Consider the following 26,715-nt stretch of genomic DNA (forward strand, 5'->3'; position numbering starts at 1 on the left):
TTGGCAAAGATAATATTTTTAAAGCTGCTAAGCCCTGACATCTTTTATACCCTCGTGGATTTCATGTATTTTTGCTCACATTCAATTTACAAATCAATGGAATTTTTCTCTTCCGACTTTAAACTGGGAATATTAGGTGGTGGACAATTGGGCAAAATGATGCTCTACGAAACCAGGAAATGGGACATACAGACCAAAGTGATGGATGCTTCGCCCAAAGCCCCTTGCAAAATAGCCTGCAACGAGTTTGTGCAAGGTAGTTTGATGGATTTTGATACCGTTTATGCTTTTGGAAAAGATGTCGACGTACTTACCATTGAGATTGAAAATGTAAATGTGGTTGCCCTTGAAAAACTGGAGCACGAAGGGATTAACGTATATCCACCAACCAAGACCTTGAGGACCATACAGAACAAGGCCGTCCAAAAATTATTTTACACGGACCATGGAATTCCTACGGCACCATTTACAAGGTTTGCCTATACTTCGGAAATAGAGGACAGCATAAACAATGGAGGTCTTTCGCTGCCATTCGTATGGAAGAGTGCCCAGTTTGGGTATGATGGTCAAGGGGTAAAAGTCGTCAGAAAGATGGAGGACCTTAAAGACCTGCCCAATGTGGAGTGCATTGCCGAAACAATGATTGATTTTAAAAATGAATTGGCCGTTGTGGTCGCAAGGAACAACAAAGGCGAGGTAAAAACCTATCCAGTTGTGGAAATGGAATTTCACCCCGAGGCCAATCAGGTGGAATATGTTATCTGTCCCGCACGAATTGATGATGCCGTAGCCCAAAAAGCACAAGAAGTGGCCTTGAAAGTTTCTGAGCACATGAAACATGTTGGGCTGCTGGCAGTAGAAATGTTCCAGACCAAGGACGACCAGATTTTGGTGAACGAATCCGCTCCCAGACCCCATAACAGTGGACATTATAGCATAGAAGCATCATACACCAACCAATTTGAGCAACATATTCGAGCCATTTTAGGCTTGCCACTCGGAAAAACGGACAGCAAAGTAGCTGGAATTATGGTTAACTTGGTAGGCGCCGAAGGACATACGGGAGATGTGGTTTATGAAAATATCGAAAAAATACTGGAAATGGATGGGGTCACACCGCATATTTACGGGAAAAAACAAACTCGCCCGTTTCGTAAAATGGGCCACGTTACCATCGTGGACGAGAATATGGCAAGAGCCCGAGAAGTGGCACAGCAGGTAAAAGAAACTATTAAAGTGATAAGCAAATAAGATATGAGCAAAGTAGCCGTAATCATGGGGAGTACCAGTGACCTTCCCGTTATGCAAGACGCCATCGATATATTAAAGGAATTGGGTGTAGATGTGGACGTGGACATTGTGTCTGCCCACAGAACACCCGAAAAATTGTTCAGTTTTAGCAAAAGTGCGCATACCAATGGCTACTCCGCCATTATTGCAGGAGCAGGAGGTGCAGCACATTTACCTGGAATGGTAGCTTCGCTATCTCCCCTGCCCGTTATTGGAGTTCCCGTAAAAAGCAGTAATTCCATTGATGGCTGGGATTCCGTTCTGTCCATTTTACAGATGCCCGGTGGTGTCCCAGTGGCCACAGTAGCTTTGAACGGTGCGAAAAATGCTGGGATTCTTGCGGCACAGATCATTGGGAGTTCCAATAGCAAGATCATGGACAACATTATCTCTTATAAAGAAGGCCTCAAGGAAAAAGTAATCAAAGGAGCTGAAGAGATAAAAAAAACATTTTAGAAAAAATCTTGTTTGATTATGAACTTTAATCAAATCGGGATATTAGTAGGCATTTGTGCCATTGCCTTTTTTGGCTTCACGCTAAAAAAAATGGGCAACCCCTATGTAAAAGGAATCTGGAAAAGTGGCCTTTTGGTTTTCACCATTTATGCTGCCCTTCTAATTTATATAGAAATACGTTGGCAATTCATTTCGGATTATGCCAGTAAATATGACTTAAACGGAAACGGTTTTGTAGACCTCAATGAATATTCTGAGGAGGCCATCGCCGCTATGAATAGAAAAACCTATGGTTCAACAGTTCGAGGGTATGCTCCCTTGACCATGGCAGTGATTTCCTCCATTATCGGTTTCGCCTATTTGTTGAGTGATTGGGCCGTGATACGTTTAAAAAACAAAGAACAGAAGTAACAACTATGAGCAACCCATTGTTGGAGCCATTTAACCAAGCTCCATTTTCAAAAATAAAGAACGAACATTTCAAGCCTGCTTTTCTTCAGGCCATCGAGGACACCAAAAGGGAAATTGATGATATCGTTAACAATCCTGAACCGCCTACATTCCAAAACACTTTAGAAGCTTTGGATTTTTCTGGTCAGCAATTAGACCGTATCTCAAGCATTTTCTTCAATCTGAACTCGGCCGAGACCAACGAGGAAATCCAAAAAATAGCCCAAGAAGTATCCCCATTGTTGTCGGAGTTCAGCAACGACATTACTTTGAATGAAGGTCTTTTCAAAAGAATTGAAACTGTTTATGGGCAACGTGATTCGTTGGACCTTACCAAAGAGCAACAAACCCTTCTTGAAAAGAAATACAAGAATTTCAGTAGAAATGGGGCCAACTTAAAGGAAGAAAACAAAAAACGTCTTCGAGAAATCGATGCAGAACTATCCAAATTAAAACTCACATTTGGCGAAAACGTACTGGCCGAGACCAATAAATATGAATTGCTACTGATTGATGAAAAGGATCTGGAAGGCCTTCCCGAGGGCACCAAAGAAGCCGCTGCCCAACTGGCAGAATCCAAAGGCAAGGAAGGCTGGTTGATTACATTGGATTACCCAAGCTATATCCCATTTATGAAATATGCCAAAAACAGGGAATTGCGTAAAGAACTTTCTTTGGCTTTTGGAAGCAAAGGGTTCCACAATGATGAATTGGACAATCAGGAAAATGTAAAGCGTATTGTTGATCTTCGTTTTGAGCGAGCCAATCTTTTAGGATATAAAACCCATGCTCATTTTGTGCTAGAAGAGCGCATGGCGGAGACTCCAGAAAAGGTGCAGGACTTCCTAAAAGAGCTTTTGGAAAAGGCCAAACCCGCAGCAGAACGTGAATTTGCCGAACTGGAAGCCTTTGCCAAGGAGTTGGACAACATAGACCGTTTGGAAAAATGGGACAGTGCTTTTTATTCTGAAAAGTTGAAGCAAAAGCTGTTCAATTTGGATGATGAAAAACTGAAACCCTATTTTAAACTGGAAAATGTGATAAGTGGGGTGTTCAAGGTTGCGGAAAAACTGTTCGGACTTACGTTTGAAGAAGTGGACAATGTGGATAAATACCACGACGAGGTAAAAACCTTTGAAGTCTACGAGAATGGCAACTTCATCTCTCTGTTTTATGCAGACTTTCATCCAAGACCTGGAAAACGCGGTGGTGCATGGATGACTTCATATAAACCACAATACACTTTGGGCGGAAAAAACAGTAGGCCGCATATTTCCAATGTGTGCAATTTCACCAAACCAACGAGCTCAAAACCATCCTTGCTCACGTTCAACGAAGTGACCACTCTTTTTCATGAATTCGGACATGCTTTGCATGGGATGTTGGCCAACACCACCTACCCTAGCCTATCAGGAACTTCGGTGTACTGGGATTTTGTGGAGTTGCCGAGCCAAGTGATGGAAAACTGGTGCTATGAAAAAGAAGCCTTGGAACTTTTTGCACATCATTACGAAACAGGGGAATTGATTCCGATGGAATTAGTGGGGAAAATCAAGGAATCCGCGACCTTTCAAGAAGGAATGGCCACAGTTCGCCAGTTGAGCTTTGGGCTATTGGACATGGCATGGCACGGAAAAGACCCATCAGACATTGAAGACGTAAAGGCATACGAGACAGAAGCCTTTGAAAGCACCAACCTTTTTCCTGAAACACCTGAAACCTGTATGAGTACTTCTTTTGCCCATATTTTTCAAGGTGGATACTCATCAGGCTATTACAGTTACAAATGGGCGGAGGTATTGGACGCCGATGCCTTTGCCTATTTTAAGGAAAATGGGATTTTCAGTAAAATGGTAGCGGACAAATTCAAAGAGCATGTGCTTTCCAAAGGAGGTACGGAAAATCCGATGGACCTCTATAAGAAGTTTAGGGGAGCCGAACCGAACATTGATGCCTTGTTGGAACGCGCTGGGCTCCTGGAAACCAATGATTAATAGTTTTCAAGTGCTAAAAAAGGGTTAATGCCCAAGTTTTTTGTTAGCATCGTTCGATTTATCCGTCCAAACCATTTTCAACCATGGGATTATATATCCTAAAACGATTATATTTGGTAATTCGATAGGAATAATGGCCAAACACAAACTTCAACCAGACAATTGGATAGACCTATATGCCGATTACCTGTTTAACTATGCGGTTTCTCGCGTTAGCGATGCTGAAATTGCAAAAGATTTGGTGCAGGAAACCTTTTTCGCAGGTCTCAATTCAGCCAAAAATTTTAAGGGAGATGCCGCAGAGCGTACTTGGCTGGTATCCATCCTAAAAAGAAAGGTAATCGACCATTACCGAAAAATAAATTCCAAAAAAGGAAAAGCGGAAGTCCGAATGAACTATAGCTCTGATTCCGATACCGAAGGGGATTGGCTGGAGCAACAAGTGGCCGACCCATATAGCACGGATGGCGACAATGTTCTTGAAAATGAAGAATTGGGTTCCGCCATACAGGATTGCATCACAAAATTGCCCCAAAAACAGGCTTTGGTGTTTAAGTTGAAAACCATTCAGGGAATGAGTACCGAAGATGTTTGTAATGAACTGGACATAAATCCGTCCAACTTGTGGGTAATGATCCATAGGGCAAGAACGGCACTCATGGGTTGTTTAAATGAAAATTGGTTTTAGTATGAAGATTTCATGTAAAGAGGCATCGGGCATTTGCGATAAATCCCAATATAAAGAGGCAAGTTGGTGGGAAATACTAAAGCTTCGCATCCATTTGACATATTGTAAAGTGTGTCGAGCATATTCAAAGAAGAACAGCGAGTTGACTTCATTATGTGACAGGGCTGGATTGACCATGCTCTCCGAAGAGGACAAGAAAAAGATGAAGCGCGATCTCGAAGAAAAACGCTAAAAGTAACTCTCCGTTACCCAGAACAGACAGAACCAGAAAATAGGTATTGCCTCCACCCAAAACATCACAAAATACTTGGATTGCATCCGTTTTTCGGAAAGCAACACCAAAATAAGTGCAATGCACAGTATGAATCGTAGCACAATTTCCAGCTGATGCACATTATCCTTTAAAAAAGTCAGCAGAAAAAAAAACAAGGTCAGACCTATTCCCATTCGCCTGGTATTTTTAGCACCCAACACCTGTGGCAAAGTCCTTAAACTTTTGTCGTCCCATCGCATATCCCTGATTTCAAAAGGCAGAATCAGTATCAAAACCAACAACATTCGCTGGATAAAGGTTACAGCAAAATCCCAATCCAAAGTCATTTTTGCATCCAAAACGGGCAATAAAACAGAAAAACCAGCCCAAACAAAAGCCACGATGTAAATTTTGAGCCCTGCCAAATTCCTCAGGTTTTTAGCCCGCGGCAACAACGGAACCGCATATAAAGCGGACAGCACGCCCAGAACAACGGTCGCCACCCAAATCTCTTCATCCAATTGCAGCAAAAAATAAATGGCAAAGGCAAAGGAAACAAAACTGAATATTTGAATGATTTTGTGGTATGCATTGGACACAATCAGGTATTTATATGCCTCTACCCCATATTTGATGAAATTGTAGCAGACAATCACACTAAAGAAGATAAAACCCAATAAATTGATATCCGACGAGCTCCCCAACAAATGAAAGGTAACCCCAGCCATGGAAATAACCGCAATGGCCACATGGATACTCGCATCCAAGTAAAAATCAAAAATGGCTTTAAGAGTTCGCATAGGGTAAAATCCAATCGCTTTAACCAAAGGTTAACTTGTGGTTAACAACTTTGATTCAGATACCTTCAAAATTGACCATTTTCATTGAATTAATCCCTAATTTTGTGCACTTTATTGGATTGAACATGAACACAGAGGTTTTTGCTGCCAGACACATTGGCATCACAGAGAGAGACTTGCCCCATATGCTCAAAACCATTGGGGTGGAAAACATGGAACAACTCATTTTTGAGACCATTCCCGATGACATCAAATTGAAAAAACCATTGGACCTTCCAGAGGGAATCAGCGAACACGAATTCCTGGGCCACCTGAACGAACTGGCCAAGAAAAACAAGGTTTTCAAAACTTACATTGGATTGGGATATCATGAATCCCTAACACCATCGGTCATCAAAAGGAACATTTTGGAAAATCCAGGATGGTACACCGCCTACACCCCCTACCAAGCAGAGATTGCACAAGGTAGATTGGAAGCCCTTTTGAATTTCCAGACCATGTTGAGCGACCTTACCGGTATGGAAATCGCCAATGCATCACTTTTGGATGAAAGTACTGCTGCAGCCGAAGCCATGAGCATGTTGTTCGAGCTTCGTAGCCGAGAACAGAAGAAGAATGATGTCGTAAAGTTCTTCGCTTCTGAAGAAATACTTCCCCAAACCTTGAGCTTGCTGAAAACACGTGCTATACCTTTAGGTATAGAATTGGTCGTGGGAAATCATGAAGATTTTGATTTCTCCAATGAATTCTATGGTGCACTATTGCAATACCCCGGGAAGTACGGTCAAGTTCATGATTACGAATCCTTTGTGGAAAAAGCCAAGGAAAATGACATAAAAGTAGCAGTTGCCGCTGATATTTTGAGCTTGGTGATGCTTACCCCTCCCGGAGAATGGGGCGTGGATGCCGTGGTGGGAACAACACAGCGTTTTGGAATCCCATTGGGTTACGGTGGGCCCCATGCCGCATATTTTGCCACAAAAGAAGCTTACAAAAGAAATATTCCCGGAAGAATCATCGGGATTACCCGAGATACCGATGGCAACCCAGCTTTACGTATGGCGCTTCAAACCAGGGAGCAACATATAAAAAGAGCAAAGGCAACTTCCAATATATGTACCGCCCAAGTACTCCTGGCGGTCATGGCTGGAATGTACGCCGTTTACCACGGGCCCGAAGGTTTAAAGTATATCGCCAACAAAGTGCACAACAATACCAAAAAGCTGGCAAAAGCATTGGAAGCCCACGGGTTTGAACAATTGAACAGTGCCTACTTTGATACCATTCAGGTTAAGGTTAAAAATACTGAGCAACTTAAGGAAGTAGCGGAAAGCAAAGGCATCAATCTGTTTTATATTGATGATACCACCGTATCCATTTCATTGAACGAAGCCGTTTCCGAAGCAGATTTGAACAGATTGGTTTCTTGCTTCGTGGAATCACATGATCTGGATGAAAAATCCATCGAAGAAATGGATTTGGATGAAGCGATTCCAGCTTCACTCCAGCGACAATCTCCATTTATGGAGCACCCAGTGTTCAATTCCTATCATTCCGAGACCGAACTGATGCGTTACATCAAGAAATTGGAGCGTAAGGATTTGGCATTGAACCAATCCATGATCTCTTTGGGAAGTTGCACCATGAAGTTGAACGCAGCCTCTGAAATGTTACCATTGAGCTGGGGCGAATGGGGCAACATCCACCCATTTGTGCCGTTGAACCAAGCAGAAGGCTATCAAGAGGTATTAAAAGCGTTGGAAGAGCAACTCAACGTGATAACTGGATTTTCCGCCACTTCCCTTCAGCCTAACTCGGGTGCTCAAGGAGAATATGCTGGTTTGATGGTCATCCGTGCCTACCACGAATCAAGAGAGGAAGGACACAGGGATATTTGTTTGATTCCTGCTTCGGCACATGGTACCAATCCAGCATCGGCAGTGATGGCAGGCATGAAAGTCGTTGTGACCAAAACCGATGAAAAAGGAAACATTGATTTGGCCGATTTGCAAGAAAAAGCAGAAAAGCATGCCGAAAATCTTGCCGCATTGATGGTCACTTACCCATCCACACACGGTGTATTTGAATCATCCATCAAGCAAATCACAAAATTAATCCACGATAATGGCGGACAGGTCTACATGGACGGTGCCAACATGAATGCCCAAGTAGGATTGACCAATCCAGCCACCATCGGAGCCGATGTTTGCCACTTGAACCTGCACAAGACCTTTGCCATCCCACACGGTGGTGGAGGCCCGGGCGTAGGACCTATTTGTGTTGCAGAGCAATTAAAACCATTTTTACCCACCAACCCGGTAATTCCAACTGGAGGAGAAAGCGCCATAACGGCTATATCATCCGCACCTTGGGGAAGCGCTCTAGTATGTTTGATTTCCTACGGGTACATCAAAATGTTGGGAGCTGAAGGGCTTACCAATGCAACCAAAGGCGCCATTTTAAACGCCAATTACATCAAAGACCGCTTAAAAGGCAAGTTTGATGTGCTCTACGCTGGCGAACGAGGACGTGCGGCCCACGAAATGATTGTTGACTGTAGACCTTTCAAAGCAAATGGCATAGAAGTGACCGATATTGCCAAGCGACTTATCGATTACGGATTCCATGCGCCAACAGTTTCCTTCCCCGTAGCGGGAACATTGATGATAGAGCCAACAGAAAGTGAAAGCCGTGCGGAGCTTGATCGTTTTTGCGATGCACTATTGTCAATCCGAGAGGAAATTGACGAGGCTTCTGTGGACGAAACGGATAATGTATTGAAAAATGCCCCGCATACATTGGCGATGCTTACCAGCGATTCATGGGAGCATCCGTATAGCAGGGAAAAAGCCGCTTTCCCTTTACCGTATGTGACCGAAAACAAATTTTGGCCAAGTGTCCGAAGAACGGACGAAGCGTTTGGGGATCGTAATTTAATGTGCTCCTGTACTCCAATCGAAGATTACGTAGAAGCCTGAAAACCAGTATAAACATTGAGAAAAGCCTTGATTCTATAATTAGATCAAGGCTTTTTTCGTATCCTGCATTATATATGTTACCTTTTGGACATTGTATAATTTATTATGCATGCATAACATTAATGGTTCAATATCTTAACTTGTATTGATTAATAACCTCTGCGCAACATGAAAATTGGCATAACAGGTACAGGAAGCCACATCCCTTCCATAATTACCAAAAACGAAGATTTCTTGAATCATGAGTTTATGGAAACCGATGGGTCGTCCTTTGAACAACAGAACAATGTGATCATTGAAAAATTTGAGGCCATCACGGGCATTGCCAACCGTAGGTACGCCAAACCCGATCTTAAAACATCGGACATTGGATTTTTGGCAGCCGAAGAAGCGATTGCCAGTGCTAAAGTGGATAAGGAGGAACTCGATTACATCATATTTGCCCATAATTTCGGGGATCTTACCCCAGGAAAAATCCAAGGGGATACCCTGCCCAGTCTCGCTACTCGTGTCAAGCACTTATTGCGTATCAAAAATCCAAAATGTGTGGCTTACGACCTTATTTTTGGATGTCCCGGTTGGATTGAAGGTATGATTCAAGCTACTGCCTTCATCAAAAGCGGTATGGCCAAAAAGTGTTTGGTAATTGGGGGAGAAACCCTCTCCAGAGTTGTGGACTCCCATGATCGAGACAGTATGATTTTTTCCGACGGTGCTGGAGCAGCGATACTTGAAGCCGATGCACCCAATGGCGAAATATTGTCCCATGCTTCGGTAACCTACGCCAATGAGGAAGCGTACTATCTATATTTTGATAAATCCAACTGCCCCTCGGAACCCAAGGACACCCGATATATAAAAATGCTAGGTCGAAAAATCTACGAATTTGCCTGCATTAACGTTCCCAAAGCCATGGCTTCTTGTCTGGATGACAGCGGAGTTGATATTGATGATGTTAAAAAGATTTTCATCCATCAGGCCAACGAAAAAATGGACGAGGCCATCATCAAAAGGTTTTATAAAATCTATGGTAAACCTGTACCCGAAAACATTATGCCCATGAGCATTCAGGATTTAGGGAACAGTTCCGTTGCTACCGTACCTACCCTATACGACATGGTCCTGAAAGGAAAACTACCCAATCATGAAGTAAAAAAAGGAGACGTTGTGATTTTTGCAAGCGTTGGTGCAGGAATGAACGTCAACGCTATTGTTTACAGATGTTGATACAGAAAAAACAAACTCAAGCATCAAGTTCAAACACAATATACCCATCATTGACCACTGCCTACTAAACCTAAAACTAATTTGGGATTTCTGGTTTGTTTTTTGGAATTTTAACCCATGTACGAAAACAACTTTCCCAACAAGCGCTATAAACACACCCTGGAGTTCCTAAAGAAGCATATAGCCCCTTCGGAATCCATCTTGGACCTTGGGGTCGAAAATCCATTTTCTGAAATAATGAAGTCCAACGGATATGCCGTCACAAATACTGGTGGAGAAGATTTGGACGTGGATTTTCAAAATGTTGCCCAGTCCGATGCTGATGTGGTTACTGCTTTCGAGATTTTTGAGCATTTGGTAGCTCCGCTGAATGTTTTGAAGGAGGTAAAAGCCAAGAAATTGGTAGCAAGCATACCTATGCGATTATGGTTCTCCCCAGCTTATCGAAGCAAAACCGATCCATGGGACCGCCACTACCACGAATTCGAGGATTGGCAATTTGATTGGCTATTGGAAAAGGCAGGTTGGACTATCAAAGATTCTGCTAAATGGACCAACCCTACCAAAAAAATCGGAATTCGTCCAATTCTACGATATTTTACCAATCGCTATTATATCGTCTATGCCGAGCGGGAAACATAGTATATCAAGTTCCAAGTTTCTAAAATCAAAGACGGGAATCACTGACTACTAAACCTAAAACTAATTTGGGATTTCTGGTTTGTTTTTTGGAATTTTAGCCAATGCGCATCTGTATCATAATTCCCGCACACAATGAGGCTTCTTTTTTAAAGGATTGCTTGGATTCTTTTGTGGCCCAAACTTATTTGCCCAACGAGCTTATTGTGGTGGATGACAATTCTTCTGATGATACCTTTACCATAGCGACCATTTTCGCACAAAAGCATGACTGGATAAAAGTGGTTCAGCGAAGCTCCACCGATGAGCATATCCCAGGTAAAAAAGTGGTGGACACCTTTAATTTTGGATTGGGACACACTTCGGAATATGACCTTATTGGCAAGTTTGATGCAGATATCATCCTGCCAAACAACTATTTTGAATTAATCGTCAATCAATTTCAGGCCAATTGGAAACTAGGAATGTGCTCAGGACTTTTGTACATCAAAAGAGGCAATGATTGGATCTATGAACACATTGCGGACAAAAATCACATCCGAGGACCTATCAAGCTCTATCATAAAGCTTGCTTTAACAAAATAGGTGGTTTACGGCCAGGTGTTGGCTGGGACACCGTGGACATCCTTTTAGCCAAATACCATGATTTTGACACCTTGACGCTCCCCGAACTCCAAGTAAAACATCTTCGACCAACGGGGCATGGGTACAGCACAAAAAACTATCAATCCAAGGGTGTGGCGATGTACAAAATGGGCTACGGACTTGTACTGACCAAAATTGCCGCATTGAAAATGGCCTGGCAGGCCAAAAGTCTGAATTTATACGTTCAAGCAGTGCTGGGCTTCCTGAAGGCTTTCATCCAACAGCAAACGAAATACGTTTCCAAAAAAGAAGGCAAATTCATCCGAAAATATCGTTGGAAAGGAATCAAATCCAAAATCTAAACACAAACAACTATTTGAATATCAGATATTTTACATGTTATTCTTTATTAACAACAAAGAATTCACTTACAGCTATTCTTCAATAGAACTACAAGTCACATACTAAACCAAATTCCGTCAATTCAAATGGGGCATTCATCAATTTTCATCATGGTATTGCCCTAACTGTAAGTAACTTTAAAGATAGCAGCATTCCCAAATAATCTTTTGTCCCAGATGTAAAACCCCAACATCATAAAAGGATTCATAAACCAATGAAAAATATGAAACCTGACCTACAATTTCGGAAAAAGCTATTTTTCCCTCTGGCTTTCTTGTTGTTGATCGGTTCTGCTACGGCTCAAATTCCAGGGCAAAGCTATTTTGATGATACTGGGTATGTGGAATATATCGCTGGAAACTACCCATTGATTATTTCCATTCCCCACGGTGGTTATGAAACACCTGATGAGATTGCAGATAGAGATTGCAATGAGTGTGTGTATATCCGAGACTCATTCACACAAGAAATCGGGAGAAGCATTATGCAGTATTTTTTCGAGGAAACAGGCCACTATCCGCACGTAATCATCAATTTACTGGATAGAAGTAAATTAGACACCAATCGTCCAATAGAGGACGGTGCCGATGGTGATCCTATTGGTGAAGAGGCTTGGACCAATTATCAAGATTACATAGAGACAACCAAAACAAAAATTGTACAAGAATTTGGTAGAGGGCTGTTAATCGACCTGCATGGTCATGCGCATCCAATTCAACGAATAGAGTTAGGCTACATTCTGACACACAGTGACCTTAACCAAACTGACGAAACCCTGAACACTCCCTTTCATATCAATCGGAACAGCATTAAAAACCTTGTTAAGGAGAATCCTTTAGATCTGGAGCACTCTGAATTGGTCCGAGGTCCACTAAGTTTCGGTGCACTTATCCATAGTAAGGGATATCCTGCCGTTCCGAGTCCCGAAGACCCATATCCCGAGTTCGATGATCCTTATTTTAATGGAGGATACAATGTATATTATCATGGAGCCCATTTTAATGACAACTTTGATGCCTTTCAAATCGAAGCAGATCAAAATATTAGATTAAATGGCGACCAACCCCAAACAAGAGAATTATTTGCAGAGTCTTGCGCGAACAGTATTAAAGAATATTTAAGCCTTCACTATGGAATTGGCAGCATCGATTTTGACGAAGATGGAACACTATCGGATGTGGATTGTGATGATTTCAATCCCGATATCAACCCAGATGCAGAAGAGGTTCCCTACAATGGCATAGATGATGATTGCGACCCTGCCACTCCTGACGATGACCTAGATGAGGACGGATTCAACCAAGCCAATGATTGCGATGACAATAACCCCAACATCAACCCAGATGCAGAAGAGGTTCCCTACAACGGTATCGATGATGACTGCAACCCCGACACCCTCGACGGCGACCTTGACCAGGATGGTTTCATCAATGCGGAGGACTGTGATGACAGCGACCCTGACATCAATCCAGATGCAGAAGAGGTTCCGTACAATGGTATCGATAATGATTGTAATCCCGCAACTCTTGACGACGACCTAGATCAGGATGGGTTCAACCATGCGGAGGACTGTGATGACAGCGACCCTGACATCAATCCAGATACAGAAGAGATTCCGTACAATGGTATCGACGATGATTGTGACCCTGCAACTCCTGACGATGACCTAGATGAGGATGGTTTCATCAATGCGGAGGACTGTGATGACAGCGACCCTGACATCAATCCAGATGCAGAAGAGGTTCCGTACAATGGTATCGATGATGATTGTAATCCCGCAACTCTTGACGACGACCTAGATCAGGATGGGTTCAACCATGCGGAGGACTGTGACGACTCCGACCCAAATATAAATCCAGATGCGGAGGAGGTTCCGTACAATGGTATCGACGATGATTGTGACCCTGCCACTCCTGACGACGACCTCGACCAGGATGGTTTCAACCATGCGGAGGACTGTGATGACAGTGACCCTGACATCAATCCAGATGCGGAGGAGATTCCCTACAATGGCATAGATGATGACTGCGACCCCGACACCCTCGACGATGACCTAGATCAGGATGGGTTCAACCATGCGGAGGACTGTGATGACAGCGACCCTGACATCAATCCAGATGGGGAGGAGATTCCCTACAATGGCATAGATGATGACTGCGACCCCGACACCCTCGACGATGACCTAGATCAGGATGGGTTCATCAATGCAGAGGACTGTGATGACAGTGACCCTGACATCAATCCATATGCAGCGGAAACAGTAAACAATCAAGTGGATGAAAATTGCGATGGCATCATTGAGGTCACATCCTCATCTGAACCTAAACCTGAGCCTGAGCCTGAGCAAAAGAACACAAACGAATTCTTTATATACCCTAATCCAGCCAACGAAAACCTATACATTGTAAAACCCGACAATCATGATTTCACAATTGAAATCTTTGATGTCAAAAACCGCTTAGTACTTAGCTATAAAAATAAATACCCAATAAACATTGAGCATTTATCCAACGGTATTTATTTTGTTCTTTACCATGATTTAGTGGTCGGTAAAAGGATTGCCAAAAAATTAATCATAAATAGATAAATGAAATCAAAATTAACTCTTATCGTTACTTTCTTATTCGTACTACTAGCTTGTAAAGAAGACTGTAATGAATGTTTCACACCTCCTCAACCGCTGCTTTTTGAACTTATAGGCCTAGAAACTGGGGCTAATTTGATTTCCAATGGAACTTATTCTTCCAACGATATTAAGGTTGTTGATCAATCAAACAACCAAGCTTTGGAATTCTCCATTGTTCAAGATGGGGATATTGATTTAATAAACATCAACTCCATTGGTTGGGAATCGGAAGCTGTCAATTATCAAATCATCGCTTCTGACAACCTTATTTTCTCTTTACAGGTCAATGCTGAAAGAATAACAGAAGGCTGTTGCTCTTACACCAAATTCACGACCATTGAAATATCCCATTCGAATTACGAAATAGATTATGAAACAGGAATTTATAGGGTTTTTATTGAATAAATTATTCCAAAACCTCCCCAATCGGATGTCCAGTAGCCCCATTCGGGAATGCAATGCCCAACAAAGCGGCAATAGTGGGTGCAACATCGGGAATTTCCGTGCGGTTTACCGTGCTTCCTTGCTTAATGCCCTTTCCGTAAAGCAATAACGGAACATGGGTATCGTAAATCTGTGCAGAACCATGGGTGGAACCGGTTCTTCCATATGAAATATATCCCACACTTGGCACCAAAAGCACATCACCCGAACGTTTTTGATTATAGCCGTTCTGTAAAATGTACGGTATACCTTTGGTATAATCGTTATGCCACATTTGGTCTGCCGTGTAGACTTGGCTTATGCCCTCATAAGACAATAATTCCCGTGCAATATCCTCTTGGGCATCGTCCAAATCAATATCCAAATTGGCCAAAATCTTGTGGTCCAAAAACAATTGATAATTGGAAAGGTCCCTTACCACATCGGTAGTTCCGTATTTATACTGAAGAAACTCGGCAAACTTTGTCTGCATCCCTCCCATATCCAAATAACCTGCTGGAATTTTGGAATCCATCAGGTATGAAGGTACATTGACCGCTGCATGATCTGCGGTTAGGAAAACTGTATATTCCCCTTCGCCCACTTTTTCATCCAAAGTGGAAAAAATTCGGGCCAAATCTTGATCCAATCGAATGTAGGTATCCTCAATTTCCTTGGAATTTACTCCAAAAAAGTGCCCCACATAATCGGTACTGGAAAAACTGATGGCCAAGAAATCGGTTATGGCATCAGCACCCAAATCTTCTGCTTCCAAAGCAGCTAGGGCAAAATCAGCAGTGATGCTGTTCCCGTACGGACTCCTTCTTATCAAATCAAACTGACCGTTTTGATCCCAAATGGCAGGTAAGTCGTGTGGAAACGTATTGGTTGCTTCTCCTTTTTGTAGTCCCTCATAATTATTGGCATCCAATCCACTTTCCACGTATGTTTCAATAGGTTTTAAGGTATTCCAAGGCTTTTTATAGACTTCAACCTTGTCCGAGGCATTAAAATCCGCCACCCATTGTGGCAATTCATCCATATAATAGGAACTGGTTATCCAGTTTCCTGTTTCCCCTCCTTCAAACCAATATGCCGCATTGGCAGCATGGCCTGCAGGTAAAATGGCTCCTCTATCCTTTAAGGCCACCCCGATGACCTTTCCTCTCTTTTGGGTATGCAAACGCAACTGATCTGTAATCGTGGTCACAAGCATTCGGTGCGGGGACATTTGCCCAGCATCCGATGATGTTCCCACAGAAGTGTAACTATCATCCCCTGCGCAGTATACATCCTCTCCAGATTCCTTATCGAACCAATCGTTCCCAATAATACCGTGCATGGATGGTGTTGTGCCCGTATAAACGGATGTATGCCCGGGCCCCGTACTGGTTGGCGCATAATTAAAATGGTTGTTTTTACAATTGAACCCTTCATTCACCAATCTTTTAAATCCTCCTTCGCCATATTGATTCCAAAAACGGGTCAAATAGTCATATCGCATTTGGTCCACGACAATACCCACGACCAATTTCGGAGTTTGTGCAATAGGTACCGGTTGAGGTGCTGCATCGTTCTTTTTCCTGCGTTGACCATAAGTGATACTGATCATGCACAATGCTAAAATGGATACTAAAAGGTTGGTTGTTCTCATGCTAAAGTTTTAATCAAGTAAGGGCAAAACTATTGAATTCTCCCGTTTAAAAATTTAAATGAAGGTTAAATGCTGCACAATATTCTTATTTTTATGACCTCAAGTCCAAAAAACGCATGAAATACCTAGAAGCGATTGGAAAATACTTCATCATGGTTTGGGAAGTATTTAAAAAACCTACCAAATGGCGCATCATGAAAACCTTGATCTTCAAGGAAATTGATGAGTTGGTCTATGGCGCCATGGGCATCATTATATTCATCTCCTTTTTTATAGGAGGGGTTGTTACCATACAAACCGCATTGAACCTTACCAATCCACTTTTACCAAAAAGTCTTATTGGTTTTGCGGCAAGACAATCTGTTATTTTGGAGTTTGCCCCCACTTTCACCTCTATCATCATGGCGGGAAAGGTAGGGTCTTATATTACTTCGAGCATAGGCACCATGAGGGTTACCGAACAAATTGATGCCCTTGAGGTAATGGGAATCAACTCGTTGAACTATTTGGTGTTCCCAAAAATCGTGGCCGTCATGTTGTACCCCTTCGCCGTTGCGATTTCCATGTTTGTAGGTATTTTGGGAGGATGGGTAGCAGCCGTATTCGGCGGTTTTGCCCCAAGTGGCGATTTTATTCAGGGACTACAAATGGATTTTAATGCCTATCACGTAACATACGCCTTAATAAAATCGGTTGTTTTTGCCTTTGTGATCGCTACGGTGCCCTCATACCACGGATATTACATGACTGGTGGCGCACTGGAAGTGGGCAAGGCCAGTACCACATCTTTTGTTTGGACGAGTGTCGTAATTATTATTTTGAACTACATACTAACACAACTTTTGCTTGGCTGATGATAGAGGTAGAAAACATACACAAATCGTTTGGGGACAATCATGTCCTAAAAGGAATTTCCACACGTTTTGATAAAGGCAAGACCAACTTGATCATTGGTCAGAGTGGTTCCGGTAAAACAGTTTTCCTAAAATGCCTCTTGGGGCTTTTTGAGCCCGACGAAGGCAACATTTATTACAATGGCCAATGCTATTCCGAGCTTTCGATAAAAGAAAAAAGGAACCTACGGCAAGAAATGGGCATGGTGTTCCAGGGAAGTGCACTTTTTGACTCCATGACGGTGGAAGGCAACGTCATGTTCCCATTGGATATGTTCACCAACCAATCTCAGTCCGAAAAGCAAGATCGGGTAGATTTTGTTTTGAAGCGGGTCAACTTGGTGGATGCACACAAAAGGTATCCCGCAGAAATTTCAGGGGGGATGCAAAAAAGAGTCGCCATTGCAAGAGCCATTGTGATGAACCCAAAATACTTGTTTTGTGATGAACCCAACTCTGGACTAGATCCCAAAACAGCCATTTTAATTGATAATCTAATACATGAGATCACACAGGAATACGACATTACCACAGTGATCAATACCCACGATATGAACTCCGTAATGGAAATCGGGGAGAAAATCATTTTCTTAAAAAACGGACATAAGGAATGGGAAGGTACCAACAAAGAAATCTTTAAAACGGATAACAAGGCCGTTACTGATTTTGTCTATTCTTCCGAGCTCTTTAAAAAAGTGCGGCAAATGTATATCGAGGAGAGAAATTAAGTTAATACCATAACTCCTAAAAATGTTAACCAAACCTTAATTTGAACGTGCCGTTTATTTAACGAAAAATCCTGAATTTTCGTAAAAAATCAACCATGCCACGTTTTTATTTCCTCATCCTTTCTTTTTTGTCCCTTTCAACTGTCTTTGCCCAAGACAAACCTACCATCTACATCGATATCCCCACGCAACAAAAACCCTGGAACCATATCGATTGGAACGCCTCTCCAGAGCAATTTCAATTTGCCATCGTTACCGACCGAACCGGTGGCCACCGACCTGGGGTTTTCCCTACCGGAATTAAGAAATTGAACTTGTTACAACCCGAATTTGTAATGAGCGTTGGCGATTTTATCGAGGGGTATACCCGCGACACAGTCCGGTTGAACCAAGAATGGAAGGAATTCAATGGCTTTATATCCCAACTCGAAGCTCCATTTTTCTATATTCCCGGAAACCATGACATTACCAATGAGGTCATGGAAGAAAAATGGGAAGAAATGTTCGGGGTGTCCTATTATCATTTTGTTTATAAAGATGTGCTTTTTCTTTGTTTGAATTCCGAAGACAATTTGCGTGGTGCCGGAAAAGGAACCATTGATGATGAACAGTACGAATACATCAAAAAAGTATTGGAGGAAAACAAAGACGTGAAATGGACGCTGGCCTTCTTGCACCAACCACTTTGGGTCCAAGACGACACAAAACGATGGAACGATGTGGAAAAATTGCTTCAAGACAGACCGCACAACGTTTTTGCAGGACACTATCACAGATACTGGAAAACACAAAGGAACAATGGCAAATATATTGCCTTGGCGACCACGGGTGGTGGGAGTCAACTCAGAGGGAAGGCGTATGGCGAATTCGACCATGTGGTTTGGGTCACTATGACAGAAGAAGGCCCCATTTTGGCCAATTTGTTCTTGGATGGTATCTGGGATGAAGATGTGGTAACCGAGGAAATTGTTGACTTGGTTCGGAACCGTCCTTTTCCTGTAAAAATAGAACCTGTCTATGAGAATAACCCTAACGCCAAAACCAGCATCACACAAGTAAGAGCCACAAACAATTCTGATACAAAAATGAGGGTGCAGCTTAAAGGTATCGCTCATGAAGAACTATTTTATCAGTTCAAAGAGACTGATTTTATCGTGGAGCCCAACGATGTGACCGTTTTTGATTTAACCATTGAAAATGTACATGGCAAAGTCCTAAAAGACCTTTCCACCATGAAAGTGGAAGCTGACATTACCTACCTGTTTGAGAATCAACCAAACGTTGAGTTCTCATCAACCTTGAATTACCTGCCCTTTTTTAAATACAAAACAGAGAAAATATCCAAAGTAAAGTTGGACGGAAAATTGAAGGAATGGGATAATTCCCAATGGAATATGGTAGAGGATATGGATGGCTCCCCTTTTGATTTTGATGGGAAAGAAGATTTTGAGATGAAGTTTGCCACAGCATACGACGACACGTATTTTTATGTGGCCGTGGATGTCAAGGACAATGACTTTTACACTAATGAAAAAGGTTCCTATTGGGGACAGGATGCTATCATTGTTGGCCTTGATGCCAGACCCCAACTGACCAGTGCTTTTAATGCCGGAGCAGGAAGAGGTCGTGATTGGCTGGCTTTTTTACGAACCTTCAAAGAAGAAAACCCTGTTTACCAAGAAGACACCTTACCCGTTAAGGTGGAGTCCGCATTGAAGAAAACAGAAACAGGGGCGCAAATGGAAATGGCCATACCTATTGAATACCTCAACAAAATGCATGAAGGCCCATGGTCCACATTACGTTTGGATGTTGGTTATTATGATTTTGACACCGCAGATGAAGGTTCCACAACCCATTTTTGGGTGCCCGCTTGGAATGAAAGCAGTGACATACCCGGTTCTGGAATGATATTCAAAAAGTAAAACGAGAGTTTATTCGACCTCTTTAATGACCAAAGTGGAATCTTGTAGCCTTAGTTTTAACCAAGCTAACATTTTTTTTGTATCTGATTCTTTTTGAGCGGAACTGACACCATTTTTCCAATGTACCTCAAATACGGGAATGGTATCCAATTTTTTAAAGTCAGTACGTATTTGGTACGAAAAACCCAAAGCATCTATATTATCATAATTGGCCTTTGCCTCTGCGCTTATGTTTTGAAAAGGAATCTGTTTCCCCACATTTTTGGTCAACGTGGCCAGTTCTTCTTCAAGCAGTCTGATTTGCTCGTCCTTGTTCAGAAGTTCGGCCTTGTTCTTCTCGTAAAGCTCACTCACATAGTTGAACTTTTCTTCTGAATCGTCCCTTCCTCCTTGAATAATATGCAGTTCGGCATCTTTGAGCCTATTGTATTCGTTCTTTTGTGTTCTCCACGTACTAATAATATTATCAGGCACCAATTCATCTCCCATAAACACTACTTCAATCATTGATGTTCCGTCGTCCACATATTCCAATTTGGTAAGATTGTCCACATATCTTCCAGCACCATCAAACTGGTATACCTCAACTGTATCCTGTAAAAATCCTTGTGCTTGCTTCATAAAAAGTGACTCCTGGAACACATTGTAAAAAGTGAACCCTGCTGGGATCATGACCAAAATTCCAGTGATGGATGCCAAACGGGCAATTAATCTTCTCCGTTGTGAGTTAGCGTAGCGAACCATGGGAAACCTCAAAAACTTGATGACCAAGAAGGTTGCCAAGCCAATAAAAATGGTGTTGATTATAAATAGATACATGGCTCCCGCTGCATATAGCGGTTTGCCTATCGCAAGACCAAAACCCACTGTACACAAAGGTGGCATCAGTGCAGTTGCAATGGCCACACCAAAAATAACACTGGCAATAGTACCCTTTTTGGCACGGGCAATCACAAGGGCAAGCCCACCAAAAAATGCAATCAGCACATCTCGGATATCGGGCTTGGTGCGTGCCAACAATTCCGAGGATTCATCCCGCAATGGAAAGAAATAGAAAAACAAGAATGCGGTTATCACACTCAACACCACCATTACGGTAAAGTTTTTAAGTGATCTCCGTAGCGTATCGATATCATTAATGGCCAAGGACATGCCCATCCCCAAAATGGGACCCATCAAAGGAGAAATAAGCATGGCCCCGATAACCACTGCCGTTGAATTGGCGTTTAACCCAATTGAGGCAATAAATATGGAGCATACCAAAATCCATGTGGTGTGGTTTTTAAAAGGAATATCCGCAATTATGGATTCTTTGGTTGCAGCCGCATCGGTATTGGAGCGTATCTCCAACAAATCCGATAAAAATTTGCGCACGCTGCCCAAAAGGCCTTTAAAATCCTTTTTTACCTCATCTCCGCTATCTTGATTGGGAGCTGTCGTTTTCACATCCTTTTTCTGTTCTTCGCTCATCTATTATGCAAACTGATCTCCAAATTTTTCTTTTACTTGGTTCAATACTTTTTTAATATCCTGTTGTTTGTCCTTGGGATAAATCAAGAGCACTTCTTCCTTATCCACGATAATATAGTCTTCCAGACCATCTACCACGACGACCTTCCCTTTTGGGGAACGAATCATGTTTCCTTTGGCATCTTCCAACAGCACTTGGGCATTCACAACGGCATTGTCCGCTTCGTCTTTATCCAATTTATCATAAAGAGCGCCCCACGTTCCCAAGTCGTTCCAATCAAAAGTAGCTGGCAAGGTATAAATGGATTTGGATTGCTCCAAGATAGCATAATCGATGGATATGTTTTCTGCCTTGGCATAATTTTCTTGAATGAAGGCTCTTTCTTCCTCCGTATTGTAACTCGAAATTCCTTTTCCAAATAATTCATATTGACTTGGCTGGTATTTTTTAAAAGCTTCCACTATGGTTTCCACGCTCCACATAAAAATACCTGCATTCCACAAAAAGTTGCCCCGTGCCAAAAATTCCTTTGCGGTCTCATAATCTGGTTTTTCCCTGAACTGGGACACCTTTTTCAAATTTTCGTCACTTCCCTTTTCGAACTCTATATAACCAAAGCCGGTATTGGCAAATGTGGGTTGAATACCCAAGGTACAAAGTGCGCTCTCTTTTTCACATTTATCAAAACAAGCTATCACATCCTTTTCAAAAGCAGCTTCGTCCTCTATCCAATGATCACTTGGAGCTACGATCATCACTGCATTGGGATTCATTTTTTGAATCTTCAGCGAAGCATACAAAATACAGGGTGCTGTATTGCGCATGGCGGGTTCCAGAACAACTTGATCTTGTTTTACCTTTGGCAATTGCTCCAAAACCAAATCGTTGTAACGCTCATTGGTCAGGATCAAAATATTTTCGGTGGGGATAAACTTATTTAAACGATCAAAGGTTTTTTGAATCAACGTTTTACCCGTTCCCAGCATATCATGGAACTGTTTTGGGTTGGATGATGTACTCACAGGCCAAAATCGGGAACCAACTCCTCCTGCCATTAAAACTGCATAATAATTCTTGTTCATTTTGCTGTTTTTCTAATTAGAATGCTGATTATCTAGGCACATCTTGAACCAGTTCAACCTCAGCGTTGGGTTGGAACAAATATAGTCTGCCAGTTGATAACTCCACACATTCGTACCGTTTTACTTTTTTATTTCCTTTTTTGAACAACTTGCCATTGTACAGTCTAAAAACACTGCCAGTTGGCAACTCATAGACATAACTGTGCTGTCGTTCTTCCTCGTCAAAAGTTTTAAGCGCAATAGACAACCTTGCGTCGGTACTACTACTTGCTTTCGGGTTTTTAAAATGGTTCGCAATTATCGGCAAGAGTTGCCTTGGGAACACTTCGGGCCTAATAAAGGGAACCATTAAGTGCTGAAAGGTACGCTTCCATTCCACGCCGTGCGGTTTTATTCGACGACCATACGTTTCAAAGGCCACCAAATGCGCGATTTCGTGGACGAGTGTAATGAGGAATCGATATTTATTGAGTGAAGCATTTACGGTAATCAGATGAAGCCCATTGGGCAATCTTCGGTAATCGCCATGCCGGGTTACCCTATGATTCACGATTTTTAAATGTACCCCATGGGTTTTGATGAGTTCAAAACAAGGAACTACTGCAAGCTCAGGGAGGTATTTTTGAAGGGTATTGTCCACTGGGATGAAGTTACAAGTTTATCCAGAAAATATTCAATGATAAAACCTAAGGCGTACTATTACTTACCTGCAGCAATTTTCCATTGTAAAGTTTTTGGCCCGTCAACGCAAACTCCTTGATGTAGGTTGCCATCTCCATGGCTGTGACAGGAGCCTTATATCCAGGAAACGCTTCTTCCAACATTTCGGTTTGCACAGCACCTAACGCCAACACGTTGAAACTTGGTCCTGTTTCTTTGTACTCTTCTGCCAACAACTCTGTCAAGGTAATCACAGCGCCTTTGCTTGAACTGTAAGCCGAAAGTCCAGGGAACTTCATGCTGCCTTGCACCCCGCCCATGGAACTTACGGTCAACACATGCCCCTCTTGGCCCATCATAGGCAATACGGTCTTGGTCATTTCGGCCACACCGAACACATTTACCTTGTAAACACTTTCAAATTCTTCTGTGGTGGTTTCCGAAAATGGTTTGTTCAGCAATCGCCCTGCGTTGTTGATGAGTACATCCACCACATGCCATTGCTCCAAAAAATCATTTAACTTTTGATAATCGGTTGGACTGCCCAAATCAAAGGAAAAGGAATGTACATTGGGCAATTTCAGTGCTTTTACGGGCCCATCATTACGAGACAGGGCCAAAACTTGATGTCCTTCCCTTGCAAAAAGTTTTACCAGTTCAAAACCTATTCCCCTACTTGTACCTGTTATGATAATGTTTGCCATATTTGAATTGATTTGTCATTCCCAAGAAATCGGGAATCTGTAAAAACCTTCACATCTCGACTGTGCTCAACGTGACATTTTTAAACTTAGTTTAACTTGATTTCTCGGGTAACGGCATTGGCGATATCCTCAATCACTGGAATAGTCTTGTTCACCAAAGTGGCCATGTGATCAAAATCCATCAATGAAACCTCATCCCCAACTTTATGATAGTACGCAAAATTTGTGAAATCAAAAGTGCAAAAAGTATGTGATGGCACTCCAAATTCTTCATGAAACGGGTAGTTGTCAGAGCGTTGGTACAAGTTGAATTCCTTTGCCGTAGGCAGAAACCCAATTAGGTTCTCTTTAGCATAGGTGTTGCCCACCTCTGCCAAATTGGACATATCGTATCCCGTGATGTACATAAAGTAATCCTTGTCTTGTAATGGAACGCCTGTCATTTCAAAGTTGAGCATGGTATAAAGATCCATATCCTCCTCTTTCAACTTTTTGGCTAAATGCTTGGAGCCCAATAGTCCTTTTTCCTCTGCACTGAACAAGGCAAAAATCAGGCTTCGTTTATTGGTTTTTTTGGTTCCGAAATAACGGGCCATTTCCAAAACGGAAGTAGTACCGGAAGCATTATCGTTGGCGCCATTGGCGATGTAGTCACCATTCTCGGGTTTTATGGTACCAATGTGGTCGTAATGCGCCCCTATCAGAACATATTCATCTTTCAGGTCGGGGTCATTGCCCTCAACCACCCCCACAATATTGTATGCTGGTTCTTTAAAATTTGACAAGGTATCGCGATAGGTTTCAAAATAAGGTTGTACCCCATACGATTTGAAGTGGTTTTCAATATAGGTAGCTGCCATTTCAATGCCTTCACTTCCTGCCTCTCTTCCTTTCATATCATTGGAAGCCAAATAATTCATCATTTCTCCAATCCGGTCGGCATCTGTAAATGTTTTGTTTGATTCTGTGCTCTTTGATGTTTCGGTGGTTTCAACAGCTGATGTTTGGGATATCGGAGTGGACCCACAATTCATTGCAAAAAGTGTAAGTAGTAAATAGGACAGTAATTTCATTCGTGTAGTTTTTTGAATTTTTTAAAGATAAAAAAAAGCATCCCGAAAAAGGATGCTTTTTAATTTATGTATTCATATTGTACTCATTGACAATTTATGCCAACATGGTAACCGGATTCTCCAAGTAAGCTCTCAAAGTTTGAAGGAACTGGGCTCCAGTAGCACCATCGACCGTTCGGTGGTCGCAGGCCAAAGTAACTTTCATGGTACTTCCTGGTACAATCTCACCATTTTTGACCACGGGTTTCTCAACTATGGCCCCTACCGATAAAATTGCGGAATTGGGTTGGTTGATGATGGAAGTGAATTCCTGAATACCGAACATACCCAAGTTGGATACGGTAAAGGTGCTTCCTTCCATTTCATCTGGCTTGATTTTCTTGTTTCGTGCCCTTCCTGCCAAATCTTTCACGGCAGTCCCCAATTGTGTCAAACTCAACTGATCGGCAAATTTAACTACAGGAACCACAAGACCTTCATCAACAGCTACGGCCACTCCCATGTGCACATGATGTTTGTACAACATGGAATCCCCATTCCAAGTGGTATTGACCTGTGGGTGCTTTTTAAGCGCCATAGCACAAGCTTTCAAGACCATATCATTGAAAGACACCTTGGTATCTGGCAAGCTATTGATTTGTGCACGGGAAGCCTTGGCATTGTCCATATCCACCTCAATGGTCAAGTAATAGTGAGGTGCTGAGAATTTGGACTCGCCCAAACGCTTCGCAATCACCTTACGCATTGTGGAGTTTTTTACCTCTTCCACACTTTCCTCTCCAACAGGAAGTGCAACTGGTGCAATTGCAGGAGATGCTTCAGTTTTTTCTACTGATGGTGCTGCTTTAGCAACTGGTGCAAAGTTCTCTATGTCTTTTTTAACGATTCTACCGTTATCTCCCGTCCCTTTTACATCGGCCAAGTTGATACCTTTTTCTTCGGCGATCTTTTTGGCCAATGGCGAAGCAAAAATGCGTTGCCCATCTTGTGTGGCAGGTGCAGATTCTTCTTTTTGGGAAGATGTTTCGGCCTTTGGGGCTTCTTCTTTGGTTGGCTCAGATTTTGAAGCGCTCTTTGAAGAACCACCTCCAGCTTGTGCTTTCAATACAGCATCAACATCGGTCCCTTCCGGCCCGATAATGGCCAACAATGAATCCACAGGAGCTCCTTCGCCTTCTTGAATACCGATATGCAACAAAATTCCCGAATAGAACGATTCAAACTCCATGGTAGCTTTGTCCGTTTCGATTTCTGCCAATATATCGCCTTCCTCTACTTCGTCTCCAACGCTCTTTAACCAGCTGGCAACCGTTCCTTCCTCCATGGTATCACTCAACCGGGGCATGGTCACGATTTCCACTCCTTCCGGGATATCCACAGGTTCGCTTGCAGGAGCTGAACTCTCTTCAGCTTCTTCTTTCGCTGAATCGGAAGAACTTTCCGACCCGCCGTTCAACAGACCTGAAATATCTTCTCCTTCCTCACCGATAATGGCCAAAAGTGAATCAACCGGGGCACCATTACCTTCCTCTATTCCGATGTGGAGCAAAGTCCCTTCATGAAAAGATTCAAATTCCATGGTGGCTTTGTCCGTTTCGATTTCAGCCAATATGTCTCCTTCTTCGACTTTGTCCCCTACGTTTTTGAGCCATTTCGCCACGGTTCCTTCTTCCATGGTATCGCTCAATCTAGGCATGTTGATTACTTCTGCCAT

At 42.5% G+C, this 26,715-nt stretch carries 23 protein-coding genes; 15 read left to right on the plus strand and 8 right to left on the minus strand.

Annotated elements, in window-relative coordinates:
- Positions 1–96: 96 nt before the first annotated feature.
- From PY092_RS16950 to PY092_RS16975, 6 genes are all read left to right on the plus strand, one after another.
- Positions 97–1,251, plus strand: coding sequence for a 5-(carboxyamino)imidazole ribonucleotide synthase (locus PY092_RS16950; protein WP_275616985.1), 1,155 nt, complete (start codon positions 97–99; stop codon positions 1,249–1,251).
- Between the two features lie 3 nt (positions 1,252–1,254).
- Positions 1,255–1,746: a 5-(carboxyamino)imidazole ribonucleotide mutase gene (gene purE, locus PY092_RS16955; RefSeq protein WP_275616986.1), complete on the plus strand. Its 492-nt coding sequence runs from the start codon at positions 1,255–1,257 to the stop codon at positions 1,744–1,746.
- A gap of 18 nt (positions 1,747–1,764) precedes the next feature.
- On the plus strand, positions 1,765–2,157 hold the full coding sequence (locus tag PY092_RS16960; RefSeq protein ID WP_275616987.1) for a hypothetical protein: 393 nt from the start codon (positions 1,765–1,767) through the stop codon (positions 2,155–2,157).
- A 5-nt stretch (positions 2,158–2,162) separates the two neighbouring features.
- Positions 2,163–4,190: a M3 family metallopeptidase gene (locus PY092_RS16965; RefSeq protein ID WP_275616988.1), complete on the plus strand. Its 2,028-nt coding sequence runs from the start codon at positions 2,163–2,165 to the stop codon at positions 4,188–4,190.
- 133 nt (positions 4,191–4,323) lie between these two features.
- On the plus strand, positions 4,324–4,878 hold the full coding sequence (locus tag PY092_RS16970) for a sigma-70 family RNA polymerase sigma factor (RefSeq protein ID WP_275616989.1): 555 nt from the start codon (positions 4,324–4,326) through the stop codon (positions 4,876–4,878).
- A gap of 1 nt (position 4,879) precedes the next feature.
- On the plus strand, positions 4,880–5,110 hold the full coding sequence (locus PY092_RS16975; RefSeq protein ID WP_275616990.1) for a hypothetical protein: 231 nt from the start codon (positions 4,880–4,882) through the stop codon (positions 5,108–5,110).
- On the opposite strand, the gene PY092_RS16980 is transcribed toward PY092_RS16975, so the two are convergent.
- Positions 5,107–5,931 carry a UbiA prenyltransferase family protein gene (locus PY092_RS16980; protein ID WP_275616991.1) on the minus strand — a complete coding sequence of 275 codons (825 nt, stop codon included), beginning with the start codon at positions 5,929–5,931 and terminating at the stop codon, positions 5,107–5,109. The genes PY092_RS16975 and PY092_RS16980 overlap by 4 nt on opposite strands.
- A gap of 125 nt (positions 5,932–6,056) precedes the next feature.
- Between PY092_RS16980 and gcvP the strand changes: the two genes are divergently transcribed.
- The 6 genes from gcvP to PY092_RS17010 all read left to right on the plus strand — a co-directional run bounded on the left by gcvP (position 6,057) and on the right by PY092_RS17010 (position 14,793).
- Positions 6,057–8,909 (plus strand): aminomethyl-transferring glycine dehydrogenase, encoded by a 2,853-nt coding sequence (gene gcvP, locus PY092_RS16985; protein WP_275616992.1) that lies wholly within the window; start codon positions 6,057–6,059, stop codon positions 8,907–8,909.
- A gap of 168 nt (positions 8,910–9,077) precedes the next feature.
- Positions 9,078–10,136, plus strand: coding sequence for a 3-oxoacyl-ACP synthase III family protein (locus tag PY092_RS16990; RefSeq protein WP_275616993.1), 1,059 nt, complete (start codon positions 9,078–9,080; stop codon positions 10,134–10,136).
- A 117-nt stretch (positions 10,137–10,253) separates the two neighbouring features.
- Positions 10,254–10,778 carry a class I SAM-dependent methyltransferase gene (locus PY092_RS16995; protein WP_275616994.1) on the plus strand — a complete coding sequence of 175 codons (525 nt, stop codon included), beginning with the start codon at positions 10,254–10,256 and terminating at the stop codon, positions 10,776–10,778.
- 101 nt (positions 10,779–10,879) lie between these two features.
- Positions 10,880–11,722 carry a glycosyltransferase family 2 protein gene (locus tag PY092_RS17000; protein WP_275616995.1) on the plus strand — a complete coding sequence of 281 codons (843 nt, stop codon included), beginning with the start codon at positions 10,880–10,882 and terminating at the stop codon, positions 11,720–11,722.
- 263 nt (positions 11,723–11,985) lie between these two features.
- Positions 11,986–14,349 (plus strand): MopE-related protein, encoded by a 2,364-nt coding sequence (locus PY092_RS17005; RefSeq protein WP_275616996.1) that lies wholly within the window; start codon positions 11,986–11,988, stop codon positions 14,347–14,349.
- Positions 14,350–14,793, plus strand: a complete 444-nt coding sequence (locus tag PY092_RS17010; protein ID WP_275616997.1) for a hypothetical protein — start codon at positions 14,350–14,352, stop codon at positions 14,791–14,793.
- Between the two features lies 1 nt (position 14,794).
- Here PY092_RS17010 and pafA read toward each other — a convergent pair whose 3' ends face one another.
- Positions 14,795–16,465: an alkaline phosphatase PafA gene (gene pafA / locus PY092_RS17015; RefSeq protein ID WP_275616998.1), complete on the minus strand. Its 1,671-nt coding sequence runs from the start codon at positions 16,463–16,465 to the stop codon at positions 14,795–14,797.
- Positions 16,466–16,581: 116 nt separating this feature from the next.
- On the opposite strand from pafA, the gene PY092_RS17020 reads away from it, so the two are divergent.
- The 3 genes from PY092_RS17020 to PY092_RS17030 all read left to right on the plus strand — a co-directional run bounded on the left by PY092_RS17020 (position 16,582) and on the right by PY092_RS17030 (position 20,011).
- Complete coding sequence (locus PY092_RS17020) at positions 16,582–17,319, plus strand: MlaE family ABC transporter permease (protein WP_275616999.1); 738 nt, start codon at positions 16,582–16,584, stop codon at positions 17,317–17,319.
- Entirely contained in the window at positions 17,319–18,086 is a 768-nt protein-coding gene (locus PY092_RS17025) for an ABC transporter ATP-binding protein (protein ID WP_275617000.1), read from the plus strand. Before PY092_RS17020 ends, PY092_RS17025 begins: the two co-directional genes overlap by 1 nt.
- Before the next feature lie 95 nt (positions 18,087–18,181).
- Positions 18,182–20,011, plus strand: coding sequence for a sugar-binding protein (locus PY092_RS17030; protein ID WP_275617001.1), 1,830 nt, complete (start codon positions 18,182–18,184; stop codon positions 20,009–20,011).
- Positions 20,012–20,020: 9 nt separating this feature from the next.
- On the opposite strand, the gene PY092_RS17035 is transcribed toward PY092_RS17030, so the two are convergent.
- The 6 genes from PY092_RS17035 to PY092_RS17060 form a co-directional block, all read right to left on the minus strand.
- Positions 20,021–21,481 carry a DUF389 domain-containing protein gene (locus tag PY092_RS17035; protein WP_275617002.1) on the minus strand — a complete coding sequence of 487 codons (1,461 nt, stop codon included), beginning with the start codon at positions 21,479–21,481 and terminating at the stop codon, positions 20,021–20,023.
- 3 nt (positions 21,482–21,484) lie between these two features.
- Positions 21,485–22,564: a mannose-1-phosphate guanylyltransferase gene (locus PY092_RS17040; protein ID WP_275617003.1), complete on the minus strand. Its 1,080-nt coding sequence runs from the start codon at positions 22,562–22,564 to the stop codon at positions 21,485–21,487.
- Between the two features lie 28 nt (positions 22,565–22,592).
- Positions 22,593–23,204: a SprT-like domain-containing protein gene (locus PY092_RS17045; RefSeq protein ID WP_275617004.1), complete on the minus strand. Its 612-nt coding sequence runs from the start codon at positions 23,202–23,204 to the stop codon at positions 22,593–22,595.
- Positions 23,205–23,250: 46 nt separating this feature from the next.
- Positions 23,251–23,928, minus strand: coding sequence for an SDR family NAD(P)-dependent oxidoreductase (locus tag PY092_RS17050; RefSeq protein WP_275617005.1), 678 nt, complete (start codon positions 23,926–23,928; stop codon positions 23,251–23,253).
- Positions 23,929–24,014: 86 nt separating this feature from the next.
- On the minus strand, positions 24,015–25,001 hold the full coding sequence (locus tag PY092_RS17055) for a M28 family metallopeptidase (RefSeq protein ID WP_275617006.1): 987 nt from the start codon (positions 24,999–25,001) through the stop codon (positions 24,015–24,017).
- Positions 25,002–25,095: 94 nt separating this feature from the next.
- Complete coding sequence (locus tag PY092_RS17060; protein WP_275617007.1) at positions 25,096–26,715, minus strand: pyruvate dehydrogenase complex dihydrolipoamide acetyltransferase; 1,620 nt, start codon at positions 26,713–26,715, stop codon at positions 25,096–25,098.

It is taken from the genome of Flagellimonas yonaguniensis, from assembly GCF_029193885.1.
Lineage (GTDB): Bacteria > Bacteroidota > Bacteroidia > Flavobacteriales > Flavobacteriaceae > Flagellimonas > Flagellimonas yonaguniensis.

Bases quoted from the DNA above. Each gene is read 5' to 3' on its own strand.
- PY092_RS16975 (WP_275616990.1), top strand. From the start codon at position 4,880: ATGAAGATTTCATGTAAAGAGGCATCGGGCATTTGCGATAAATCCCAA.
- PY092_RS16950 (WP_275616985.1), top strand. From the start codon at position 97: ATGGAATTTTTCTCTTCCGACTTTAAACTGGGAATATTAGGTGGTGGA.
- PY092_RS17000 (WP_275616995.1), top strand. From the start codon at position 10,880: ATGCGCATCTGTATCATAATTCCCGCACACAATGAGGCTTCTTTTTTA.
- PY092_RS16995 (WP_275616994.1), top strand. From the start codon at position 10,254: ATGTACGAAAACAACTTTCCCAACAAGCGCTATAAACACACCCTGGAG.
- PY092_RS17060 (WP_275617007.1), bottom strand. From the start codon at position 26,715: ATGGCAGAAGTAATCAACATGCCTAGATTGAGCGATACCATGGAAGAA.
- gcvP (WP_275616992.1), top strand. From the start codon at position 6,057: ATGAACACAGAGGTTTTTGCTGCCAGACACATTGGCATCACAGAGAGA.
- PY092_RS16960 (WP_275616987.1), top strand. From the start codon at position 1,765: ATGAACTTTAATCAAATCGGGATATTAGTAGGCATTTGTGCCATTGCC.
- PY092_RS16965 (WP_275616988.1), top strand. From the start codon at position 2,163: ATGAGCAACCCATTGTTGGAGCCATTTAACCAAGCTCCATTTTCAAAA.
- PY092_RS16990 (WP_275616993.1), top strand. From the start codon at position 9,078: ATGAAAATTGGCATAACAGGTACAGGAAGCCACATCCCTTCCATAATT.
- PY092_RS16980 (WP_275616991.1), bottom strand. From the start codon at position 5,931: ATGCGAACTCTTAAAGCCATTTTTGATTTTTACTTGGATGCGAGTATC.
- purE (WP_275616986.1), top strand. From the start codon at position 1,255: ATGAGCAAAGTAGCCGTAATCATGGGGAGTACCAGTGACCTTCCCGTT.
- PY092_RS17050 (WP_275617005.1), bottom strand. From the start codon at position 23,928: ATGGCAAACATTATCATAACAGGTACAAGTAGGGGAATAGGTTTTGAA.
- PY092_RS17010 (WP_275616997.1), top strand. From the start codon at position 14,350: ATGAAATCAAAATTAACTCTTATCGTTACTTTCTTATTCGTACTACTA.
- PY092_RS17005 (WP_275616996.1), top strand. From the start codon at position 11,986: ATGAAACCTGACCTACAATTTCGGAAAAAGCTATTTTTCCCTCTGGCT.
- PY092_RS17040 (WP_275617003.1), bottom strand. From the start codon at position 22,564: ATGAACAAGAATTATTATGCAGTTTTAATGGCAGGAGGAGTTGGTTCC.
- PY092_RS17055 (WP_275617006.1), bottom strand. From the start codon at position 25,001: ATGAAATTACTGTCCTATTTACTACTTACACTTTTTGCAATGAATTGT.
- PY092_RS17035 (WP_275617002.1), bottom strand. From the start codon at position 21,481: ATGAGCGAAGAACAGAAAAAGGATGTGAAAACGACAGCTCCCAATCAA.
- PY092_RS17025 (WP_275617000.1), top strand. From the start codon at position 17,319: ATGATAGAGGTAGAAAACATACACAAATCGTTTGGGGACAATCATGTC.
- PY092_RS17020 (WP_275616999.1), top strand. From the start codon at position 16,582: ATGAAATACCTAGAAGCGATTGGAAAATACTTCATCATGGTTTGGGAA.
- PY092_RS16970 (WP_275616989.1), top strand. From the start codon at position 4,324: ATGGCCAAACACAAACTTCAACCAGACAATTGGATAGACCTATATGCC.
- PY092_RS17030 (WP_275617001.1), top strand. From the start codon at position 18,182: ATGCCACGTTTTTATTTCCTCATCCTTTCTTTTTTGTCCCTTTCAACT.
- pafA (WP_275616998.1), bottom strand. From the start codon at position 16,465: ATGAGAACAACCAACCTTTTAGTATCCATTTTAGCATTGTGCATGATC.